General features: G+C 56.4%; 6 protein-coding genes. 2 read left to right on the forward strand and 4 right to left on the reverse strand.

Features of this window, described 5'->3' with window-relative positions; genetic code table 11:
- Positions 1–27: 27 nt before the first annotated feature.
- Positions 28–999, reverse strand: coding sequence for a diaminopimelate dehydrogenase (locus RQ935_RS08660; RefSeq protein ID WP_311498019.1), 972 nt, complete (start codon positions 997–999; stop codon positions 28–30).
- 324 nt (positions 1,000–1,323) lie between these two features.
- On the opposite strand from RQ935_RS08660, the gene RQ935_RS08665 reads away from it, so the two are divergent.
- Positions 1,324–2,712, forward strand: coding sequence for a sodium-dependent transporter (locus RQ935_RS08665; RefSeq protein WP_311498020.1), 1,389 nt, complete (start codon positions 1,324–1,326; stop codon positions 2,710–2,712).
- Positions 2,713–2,758: 46 nt separating this feature from the next.
- Here the strand turns inward: RQ935_RS08665 and RQ935_RS08670 are convergent, their stop codons facing one another.
- From RQ935_RS08670 to RQ935_RS08680, 3 genes are read right to left on the reverse strand one after another with little or no spacing between them, the layout of a single operon-like run.
- On the reverse strand, positions 2,759–3,391 hold the full coding sequence (locus RQ935_RS08670; RefSeq protein WP_311498021.1) for an ABC transporter ATP-binding protein: 633 nt from the start codon (positions 3,389–3,391) through the stop codon (positions 2,759–2,761).
- A 9-nt stretch (positions 3,392–3,400) separates the two neighbouring features.
- Positions 3,401–4,609 (reverse strand): FtsX-like permease family protein, encoded by a 1,209-nt coding sequence (locus RQ935_RS08675; protein WP_311498022.1) that lies wholly within the window; start codon positions 4,607–4,609, stop codon positions 3,401–3,403.
- Complete coding sequence (locus tag RQ935_RS08680) at positions 4,606–5,892, reverse strand: ABC transporter permease (RefSeq protein WP_311498023.1); 1,287 nt, start codon at positions 5,890–5,892, stop codon at positions 4,606–4,608. The genes RQ935_RS08675 and RQ935_RS08680 overlap by 4 nt, the downstream gene beginning before the upstream one ends.
- Positions 5,893–6,356: 464 nt before the next feature.
- Between RQ935_RS08680 and RQ935_RS08685 the strand changes: the two genes are divergently transcribed.
- Positions 6,357–11,021 carry a DUF5979 domain-containing protein gene (locus tag RQ935_RS08685; RefSeq protein WP_311498024.1) on the forward strand — a complete coding sequence of 1,555 codons (4,665 nt, stop codon included), beginning with the start codon at positions 6,357–6,359 and terminating at the stop codon, positions 11,019–11,021.
- Positions 11,022–11,037 lie beyond the last annotated feature (16 nt).

Genomic DNA, 11,037 nt, shown 5'->3' on the forward strand with positions numbered 1-11,037 from the left:
AGGGCGGGTCGGCGCCGCGCACTTCCCCTACAGCATCTCGCGGCGCAACTGCTCGGGGTCACGCGGGGACAAGTCGCTGAGGGTCACGTCCAACATGGTGAACGCCCCGGTTTCACCCCGCGCGGCTTTCCGGGCGCACGCCCGCGCCGCCGCCACCAGCACGGAGCCGGTGAACTCGGGGTTGGAGTCAAGTTCCAGGTTGAACGTCAGGGACTGGCGCACCTGCGGCGAGGTCGTGCCGGTGCGAATAACCTGGCCGGCGTGGGGCATTCCGCTGTGATTTTGCGCCATTTCCGCCGCAGTGATGAAAGTCACGGTCGTGTCATAGTCCGCGAAATAGTTAGGCATGGCTTTGATTTCCGCTTCAATCCGGGCCGTATCCGCCCCAGGCGCCGCCACCACAAAACACTCGCGGGTGTGCATCTGGCGAGCGCTGAGTTCCCCGTCATGCCCGGCCTGCACCGCCGCCACGGTATCGGAAACCGGAACCGTGTATTGGCGAGCGTCCACTACCCCATCCAGTCGGCGAATCGCGTCGGAGTGCCCTTGTGACACCCCACGCCCCCAAAACGTAGTGGTGCGCCCTTGTGGCAAAACGGCATCCCCCAGCACGCGCAACATGGAAAACAGCCCCGGATCCCAGCCGCAGCTGATGATGGCGCAGTGTCCCGCAGCCTGGGCCGCCGCCTCGACGCGAGAAAAGTATTCGGGAATGCGCGCGTGGGTGTCAAAGGAATCCACGGTGTGAAACCACTGGCTGGTCGCGACTCCCTGTTCCATCAAGTCCGTAGCCGAACCGCCGCAGTTGATGCAAACGTCGATGTCATCGACGTAATCGGGCATCTCATCCACACTGGCCACCGGCGCGCCGAGAGTTTTCACCGACTGGGGATCGCGGCGGGTAAACACCACCGCCAGCTCCAGGTCCGGAGCCAGCTCCAAGGCCTTTTCGACGCCGCGTCCCAAATTTCCATAACCGTTAATTGCTACGCGCTGCATTGATTTACCTAACTTTCAGATAACAATTTTTCGATTATCCTACAAATCGGGCATATTCCCTGCAAGTTGGCGTATCAATACGTGACACGCCACCCACCGGGCTGGTGCGCCCAGTCGCGCCGCGACCATAGTGCCGCCCCCCCCTGACTAAACCCCACGTCCCCCGACTAAACCCCCTCCACACCTTGGCGAAACCCAAAATACGGTCTTTGCGGGTTTGGAATGTAAGATTTTCTGCGGAGATAGCTCCGGGCCGGTTTCGTGACCCGAAACGGCGCCGACTGTCCCCGTCGAAAAACCGAGAGAACAAAAAGGAAGATTATTTTGGTTGATGTCAGTGTGGTCCCCGAGCAAAGAGCTTCGTGGTCAGGAAAACTAGGTTTCGTCCTCGCGGCAGCCGGTTCGGCGGTTGGACTGGGCACTATCTGGCGTTTCCCGTACCTGGCGGCGCACTACGGCGGGGGCACGTTTATCTTTGTGTTCTTTATCTTTATGCTGACCCTGGGCGTATCGCTGCTGGTCTTAGAGATTTCACTAGGGCGGAAAACGGGTGAATCCATCATCGTGGCGTTCACGTCTTTCGGCAAAAAGTATCGTTTCATCGGCGTGTTTATTGCCGCGGTTCCTTTCGTCATCGCCTCGTTTTACGGCGTGGTCGGCGGCTGGGTGACCCGCTATATGTTCGCTTACGCAGCCGGTATGACGAAAGAGCTGGCTGACGGGGGCGAAAACTTCGGGGCGTTCATCTCTGACGCTCCGCAGTCCGTGGCGTTCATGTTGCTGTTCGGGGCCATTACGTTCATCATCGTGGCGCTGGGAGTCAACGGCGGGGTGGAACGGGCCAACCTGATTATGATGCCGGCGTTGATCCTGGTTTCGCTGTTGATTGGCATCTTTACTTTGACCCAGCCCGGCGCGCTGGAGGGCCTGAAATACTTTGTGGTCCCCGATTTTTCCAAGTTTTCACTAGAGCTTCTCATCGCCGCCCTGGGTCAGACGTTCTTTGGTCTGTCGCTGGCCGCGGCGACGATGGTCACTTACGGGTCTTACATGAAAAAGGACGTCTCGATTACGTCCTCGGCCTTCCAAACGACCGCCACCACGCTGGGGATTAGCCTGTTGGCGGGGCTGATGATTATCCCCGCCACGTTCGCGACCTTGGGTTCCGCTGACGAGGTGGCCAAGAATTCGGGGCCGTCCCTGATGTTCCTGGTTATTCCGAAGGTGTTTGAAAAGTTTGGTGGCATCGCTACCGTCATCGGTTTCGTGTTTTTCCTGCTGGTCATGTTCGCGGCCCTGACCAGCATGATTTCCCTGGTCGAGGCCTGCGTGTCCATCTTGCAAGACACCTTGGAATGGAAACGGCGCCAGGCGCTGTTGGTCACCGTCATCGTGCTGAGCGCCACGGGAATCATCGTGACCTTGGGTTACAGCTCCCTGTCGTTCATCCAACCGCTCGGTGCCGGGTCGACCATTCTGGACCTCCTGGACTTCCTGACCAGCTCGGTGATGATGCCTCTGGGCGGATTGCTGATGTGCCTGTTCTTTGGCTGGATACGCCAGCCCAAAGTCCTCATCGACGAGGTGCGTCTGTCCGGGGAGTTCAAAAGCGCCGGACTGTGGATCGTGATGATTAAATACATCGCTCCCATCCTGCTGGTGGCAATCTTTATCACCAGCGTGTTGAAAACGTTTGGCGTGATCAGCTTTTAAAATATAGTTTTGCCTCCGGCGAGTCGCTCACCGGAGGCAAAAACTTTTACAGCTCCACCAGTTTGCGCCGCTGCAGCCGCAGGGTCACGTCGGCGTTGCGGGCCAGCTCTTTCGAGTGAGTCACCACGATGACGCACTTACCTTCCTCGTGAGCGGCCTTCTGGAGGATTTCCGTCACTCCCGCGGCGGTCGTCTCGTCCAGGTTGCCGGTCGGTTCATCAGCCAAAATGACCGGCGCTTGTGACACGAGGGCGCGCCCGATGGCGACCCGCTGTTGCTGGCCGCCGGAAAGCAGCAGGACGTTGCGTTTCGCTTCTTTCGCGTCCAACCCCAGCTTTTCCAACATCTCCGTGCTGGCTTTCGAGTTGACCAGGCGCAGGTTCTCCAGCGGGGTCAGGTAGTCGATGAGGTTGTAGTTTTGAAACACCAGGGAAATCTGGTGCTTGCGATGGTAGGAATAGCCCTTTTTCGCGATGTCTTCCCCGTCGAAACAGACTGTGCCCGCAGTCGGGGCATCGAGTCCGGCCAGCAAACTCAACATCGTGGACTTGCCGGCCCCGGAGGCTCCCAGAATGGCATAGAACTTGCCCTTCTCGAACTCATAGTTGACGTTATCCAGGACTTTCGCCCCCGCCCCTTTGTAGATGTAATCGATTTGATCCAACTGTAAAATGCTCATTTTTTCTCCTTAACTAAGCTTGGAAAGAATAGTTTTCGGGGTTTGACGCATGATGGGGAACAGCGCCAGCCCCAGCGCGATGATGATGACCAGGAAACCCAGCCCCAGGGACATCGCATTCCCCGCGACTCCGTTGGCGGGCGCTAACGCCGCTAACGTCTCATTCCCGGCTTTGGCCAGCACCAGCTGACCCAAACTGTTTGACAACAGCCGTCCCAGAATGACTGCCAGCACGGCGCCGATAGCCCCAAACATGACCGCCTCCAGGAGGAACTGCAGCCCGACCTCCAGTTTCGTCTTGCCCAGGGACAGCAAGATACCAATCTCGGGCAGTCGCGAGCGCACCCAGAATGTCGCGACCAGTGCCAAAACCAGGGCTCCGGCCAGGCAGAATCCCCACAGCAACATTCCCAGCATCCGGTCGACGCCGGAAATGGCTTGGAGGACATCGGCGAACTGCGCCGAGTTGTTTTCCAAGCTCAGCTTGGGGGCCGTGGCCTGGGCCGCTTTCAGGACTTTCGGCAGCTGGTCGGCCCGTTCGGTGAAGTACCGGGCCGTGCTGACCTGACCGCCGAGCTTTTGCAGGGCGTCAAGGTTTGTGAACACCTGGTTTTCCGAGTTCCCCGAGGGCATGCCGGTAGGGTTTTCGGCTTTCCCGGAATAAATCCCCCCGATTTTTAGCCGCACCACGGTGTTTTCGTGGCGCAGTTCCAGCGTGTCTCCCAGGTGCAGGGAATTTTTCTGGGCGAAGTCGCGGTGAATCATCGCCTCGACACCAGGTTTACCGATGTGAGAGCCCTGTTCCAGGGTATAGATTTTCCCCAAGAACTCCGGGTTCAGCGATGAATCGCTGGTGCCTTTGATTCCCAGCAAATCCCCGCCGAACTCGGGATCCAGCTGAATCCCCCCGGCGGCACTGACCAGTGTCGCGTTTTCCGGTTTTGCCGCAGCCTCGCCCTCATAAGCGTGGCGTTTCACCCCCGGCAGGTCCGCGAGTTGTTTCCGGGTCTGGTCGGGGAGCTGACCGGTTTGGCTGGTGGCGGTGAACCCCGCCAAAACGTTGGAACTGATGGCATCGCGCACACTCAACATGGTGGACTTCACCCCGGACTGGGCCACCAGGGCGGTAAACACCAAGGTGATAATCGCCACCATCAGCAGGCTGCGCCGCGGCCGACGGACGACCGAACGCCAAGATCGTGACCACACCCCGTTCATTTGTTGTCCACCAACAGGGCACGCGGGCTCTTGCGCAACATCGGCACGGAGGTGATGACCACGACTATCGCAATCAGCACCAGCACCATGACCGCAACCTGAGTGGCAGAGGCCAGGCTCAGGTCAACAGTGAGTTTCTCTAGCGTCTTCATAGACGCCGAAGATTCCATATCCGCCCCAAACTGGCCGGCTTTCGCCATTTCTTGGGCGGCTTGGTGATTGACCGAGGACAGCACGGAGGTGCCCATGCCCTGCGCCAGCATTCCCGCCCCGAAGTAAGACAGGACGAATGCGGGGACAGCGATAAAGATCAGCTCCAGGCCGTACTGCGCCATAATGCTCGCTTTCGTCACCCCCATCGACAGCAGGGTTCCTGTCTCTTTCTTGCGTTCGTTGAGCCACAGGCACAACACCAGCGCCAAAATAGCTCCGACCAGCACAAAGGTCGCAATCGTGGTGGTGTTCATGACGCTGCGAACCCCGTCAATCGCGCCGGTGATCCCGGAAAGGTATTGGGTCGAGCGGCTCAGCTGGTAACTGCGCCAGTCAATGTCTTTGGCAGCGGCGGCTTTCACCACGTCGTCAAAGTTGGCGCCCTTTTTCACAAAGAAGTTCGCGTCTTGATAGATTTCGGTTGCGGGCGTGACGTTGTACAGGGTCCGGGTCGTGTCCAGGTCGGTGAACACGGTGTTAGAGAACAGCTCGTTGCGAGATACCGCCCGGTCGGCGTTCGACCCGGACACGAGTCCGACGATTTCGGTGGTGACTTCATTAGTCGAGTGGTTTTGGTTATCGGCGTCATAAGGGTTGCCCTTGAGCTTCAGTTTGCTGCCGATAGTCAGGTGATTGGCTTTCGCCAAGTCCTCGTTGATGATGGATTTGTTTTTGTCCTGGGCGTTCAGGTGGCGACCCGCCACCAGCTTCAACGCCCCGGAGCGAAAATTATTGTCCATCTTGGTGTCGTTGACTCCCCACACGTTCACGGCGTTGCCGAACTGGGCTTCTTTCGTTTCGTCATAGTCTTGACGGTCGAGCTTTTGGGCTTTGGCGTCCACCAGGTCAGCGGTGACATTCTGGCGGGCGACGTAGTTCTCTACCCCGTCCATCCCGGCAATCTTTTTAATATCCGCGGGCTTTACGTTCCCCGCACCTCGCGGGGTGCCAGTGTTGAACTGGGTATTGTTCCCCAGCACGAAGCCCTGTCCGGTTTTCGCGTCGATTTCAGCCGCGGTGGCGTCAGTAGCACGGGACACCGCGTTAGCCGACATCAGCACCGTAGACATCGCCAGGAATATAGCGAAAATAATGATAGTTTTGATTCGTTTCCGGGCGACGTAACGCCAGGATCTTCCTACGAACGACAATAGATTCCCTCCTGTCGTAATGTTTTAGCGTAAGCTCAGTGATTTTCTTTGCTCAGTAAGCATAAGCAACTGCAGCCTCACTCGCGCCCTCTAAACCTCATACCAGGGTAGTAACCTGCCAATCCGCCCTCAGACCGGGGCACCACTTTGTCCCGGTGAATCTCCGAGCCGGCAAGGACTCGTTTTAGCCCGAAATAATCACGGAAACATCACAAAAAGTCCCATTTTCCTGAAAATTTCCTCAAATTATCGAGGGAAATCACAGAAAAAACTAAAAGTGCAGGTCAATAGCCCGATGAGAGCAACGAATATAAAAGCAAACAAAGGCTCTTCAGGAACGAACACAGGAAGAAACACAACGACGGTAAATCAGGGTGGGGACAATGATAAACCGAGTGATAATACACAAAGCACTGGCTATTATCGCCGCGCTTGCCTTGGTCGTGGGCACGGTGCAGCTGGTTTCCCTGCTGGTCCGACCCGCCACGGCCGATGCCTCGATGAACACCTCAAACATTCCCCCGGACTACGGTCCGATTGGTGATCTGAAAAACGACCCGTTTACCACGAACTTCCCCCGCCCTGACAACGTCGGACACTTACCCAAATTGACCAATAACCGCGTTGCTTTGGTGTTTAACTTCGAGCCGGGCTACACCTGGGAAACCATGGGCGGGGCCTACTACAGCTACAAAGACGGAAAACCGTACCGCAACTTCGACCAGTCAGAACAGATTATTCAGATGCTGAACCACCTGAAAGGCGCTCCGGTCTCGGTCGGGGTCTACACTTTCCACCGGGCCAGTTCCGCTAACGGCGTGTCCCCCAACAACACCCCGAACCTGAAAGCCACGTCCCTGGAAAACAAAGATGGTTTTGATAAGGTCATCGCGAAGTTGCGCACCCTGGATGCCACCGATGGACAAGGCGACCGAATGAAAGCTAAGGAAGGATCGAACTTCGAGTGGGGACTAAAGCAAATCCGCAACGACATGGAGGCCTATGAGAAAGAGTTCAAAGCCCAATATAACCGCCTCCCCACGCAACCCCTGTATAACAACATCATCGTGTTCACCACCGGACTGGGAACCTGCTACGGAGATTCCGGCGATGAGACATGCCGAACGATATTAGACAGGAAAAAAGCCGAAGAAAAAGCAATCGCTCAGGCCCAAGCGATTGCTGGCAAGAAGGCCCACGTAAACTTTCTGGCTATGGGGCCGTCCTATTATAACGATGGCCGACGGAAAGACTTCCTCGCCAAACTAGCAAGGGTAACCGACGGCAATATCACCGTCATCAAACATAATGTTAACGGCTACGGAACTAAGACCTCGAATACCCTGCTGAACTATGACTGGTATCACTTCCAAGACCCCCGAGATATGGACTCTGACTGGTACAAGAAGAACAATCCGAAAAACCCTGAACAACGGGAAGCAATCCGAAAAGCCTGTAACCTATTTGATCCCTCCACCGGTCCGGAACCGACGGGCAATCCATACGACTTAGCCGAGCAACGCTGCAACCACGTGCGGGATGGGAAGTTCGCCGATACCGTCGAGGATTACCTATTTAAAGAGAAGGGGTTAGAAATCACGGCCGACGCGGTCGATGAAAACTTGGTGTACCTGAATCCCATTGCGGAGACAAAGTTTGGGGTGACTGCCAACGGTTCGACTGAGGAACTGAGCACCGGCACGGACGGGATTATTGAAAAGCCCACCACTGGGGTAACCACCCTGCGGATTGTGCCCCGACTGGATAAGGATAAGTATGCCCTGACCCGCCTGCGGCCCAGAGACGAGAACAATTATTCGGCGGCAAAATTGCCTGCCCCAGCGAACGCCCGCTGCGTGGGATTCTCAAAACAGCGCCCTCCCACGGTTTTCACACCAACAGACTTTGCTCCCGGAACCGACCCGACCAATCGGGGCGGAGTTCAGATTGAAAGCTTGTACCTTGAGACCTACACCTATATTAAGTGCGGGTTCTATCACCGCCCCATGCAAGAATCCGTTCTGCGAAAATCGGTGAAGGTCGGCAACGAACAAATCCGTTTCGACGTGCTGAATTCCAAGTTTAAAGTGGATTGGAGCTGTAAAGACCCCTACGCGATTGAGAACCAGGACACACCATTTGTCGAGGATACCAAAGAGTTGGTGCTGGCGAAACAAAAACCCAGCGACCCCGACATCACGCTGAACACCGAATACAGTTTCCCCGACATTCCGATTGGTATTCCCGGAACAAACACCGGAACAAACACCGGAACAAACACTGGAACGAATACCGGGACCAGCACAGAAACGAACACCGGGACCAATACCGGAACGAATACAGGAACGAATACAGGAACAACCACCGGGACCAACACCGAAACCGAGGACGTGAAACGTCTGCCGGTCGGTGCTGTGTGCGAAGTCAACAGTTCCGTGAAGTATCCGCACCGCTGCTACGGCAAGGATCAGTCCGCGGGATGCACCGATAAGTGGACGAAAGCCGACTGGGACAACCTGATGACCGTGGAGGACACGCTGGAACAATCCCAATACTTCGAGGTCAAAGACGACACCAAACCTGTTACCCCAGCCGCCACCGACTACGACTACAGCTTTACTGCCTCTGGGGAGCATCTGACGAAACCTGCCTCAGCGGCCCCAGAGGAAAAATCCATCTTGGAAACACTCACCACTTTCACTTCGAAGAAAGCCTCCGTGAAAGTGCGGGTAAACTTTACCAATTCCCAGAATGACCCCGCTTATTCAACAATTACGAAGCCCCCTTACGTGCCGGTTTACTACAACTGCCGCTATATGGGCGACCCGACCCGTCCGCCGGAGATTCCCGAATCCGGTGCCGCCGCGATGCCGGGGTATGTAGAACTCGGTGCGGTCGACGTGCCCACCAACGGAACCGACTTCTATGAACTCGGTATTAAGCGAGACGCCGACCATAATCCAATTTTGGATGAACACGGCAATACCATTCCGACCTGGCCGGTCGGCACGCACTGCCTGTTTACTTCCCTGCCGCCAAAGGGTGCACCGGGAACGGCAAAGACTGATCCGTGGAGCGTAGAGGGCTTTAACATCACCGACAGCTACTCCTCCGACGTGTGCGCCGGCAATTGGAAAGATAAAAACGGCGCTGAAGTAAAGTGCGGCAATAACTATTTCTGGGTTAATTCCGAAGGAAAAAAATCGGTCTCGCTCACTCAGGACCTGGTACGAAAGAATGCGCAGATTACCTTTACCAAGACCGTCAGCGGGGACGCGCAGCGCGTAGGGCGGGAGCAAACGTTTACGGAAAAACTCAGCTGTGAACAAAACGACGTGACCATACCTACCGGCACAGCGAGTTTTACCGCGAAAGCGGACGTGCCCGTCACAGTCACGGTTCCGGCGGCTGCCACCTGTACCATTACCGAAGAAGATGTCACGGTACCCAACACCATCACCGTCACTAAGCCGGATCCAAAGGATTTCGATCCGATTACGGACACCAGCGCCCCGGTTCCGGTCACGACCGATACCAAATTTGAGTATAAAACTGCGATGAAACAGGTTGAGCACGTTTCTCAATTTGAGAATCTGAGTGACGCAAATCTGCAAGCTGCGTTGCAGGGACTGACTAAGAAAGTCACTGCGACCTGTCTGAAACCGGGAGCGACCGAACCGGAAGTCATCACCAAGACCATTACCCGGGATAGCACAGTGGACCTCGGCACCCTGCCAGTCACTACAACCTGTGCTTTTAAGACCACCGTACAGGGGTTGGACGACTTGGCGGCTCAGACAAACGCCCAGGGTCAGCCCCTGTATCCAGATGCCTCCAAAGTTATTACCACCTCCACGGTGGACCCCAACACCACGACAGTGGATCTCAATGGAACCAAGGCGAAAATCACCACAACCTATAAACTGCCGGTGGCGGGGGCTATCACTCTGACGACTGCCTCAACGGAAGCCGTACCCTATAACTCCTTGAAACAGCTGCTGCCCCCCAGTTACAAATACACCATTAACTGTGGGAAGGGCGACCTAAACGTTACCTTGAACCGGGTTAATGGGGAAACAGTTCTGACCAAGAACAAGCAGATTCCCGCAAACACCTCGTGCACCCTGACCCAAGCCACCACGAATGACGCGCGCCTGACCCGCACCACCACCATGACGTCCTCAAACGGCAGTTCCGCCACACATAAGTCAGGCGATACCGGCAATCCCGTACTCACGTTTACTTCCCCCGCGGCGGGCGGTACCTTGAACATCAACATTGTCAACGACTATGCGGTGGCCTACACCAATCTGATGCTCTCGACCACCACGGACGTGAAGACTTCCGCCGATGCCCAGACTCCGGCCGACATTGAAGTACCTGCGGAGTGGAAGGCCCCCCTGTTCACCCACCAGACCGATACCGGAACCGGCACGGAAGAGACCGTAGTGGGTTACAAAGTGCGCGCCGAACTGGTGTGTGCCAGCGGCACGGACGAATACAAGATTGCCGGCGACTTCACGGTGAATGCGGACGGTTGGCAACTGCCCGAACCGCTGAAAGTGCCGGTGGGCTGGAACTGCCAGATTGACCTCAACCAGCCGCTATTCAAGATCCCTGGCGCTGACCTGGTGGATAAGGAATATAAGGTGGTAGATGCCCAAGCCACCTCGGGAGCGAATTTTACGTGGAGCGCCGTGGGCGGCGAGGGGACGGACAGTGACCAGGCCGGTTTAATCGGCACGGTGGTCACAAAGGCCTTCAAGAATCCTGCAGAGATTAACAGTCTCGCTCTGCACATTCCCTACCGGATGCAGCTCGGCTCGTTTAATCTTAAGAAGAAGGTCGGCGGCGAGGGCGTGTCGATGATTCCGGGAGATCACCAGTTCAAGGTCGATTATTCTTGTAGCCTCAACGGGGTGGACATTCCGATTCCCGCCGCGCGCACTATCGAGAAAAAGCAGGACGTTATCGACACGTTTGGCCACAACCTCAGCAGCCGGCTCGGTAGCCGTGGTGCCTCATGTCAATTTGAGCGCGAAAGTTAGGTTGTGCGTCATTTAG

The sequence above is a fragment of the uncultured Mobiluncus sp. genome (genome assembly GCF_963511525.1).
Classification (GTDB): Bacteria; Actinomycetota; Actinomycetes; order Actinomycetales; family Actinomycetaceae; genus Mobiluncus.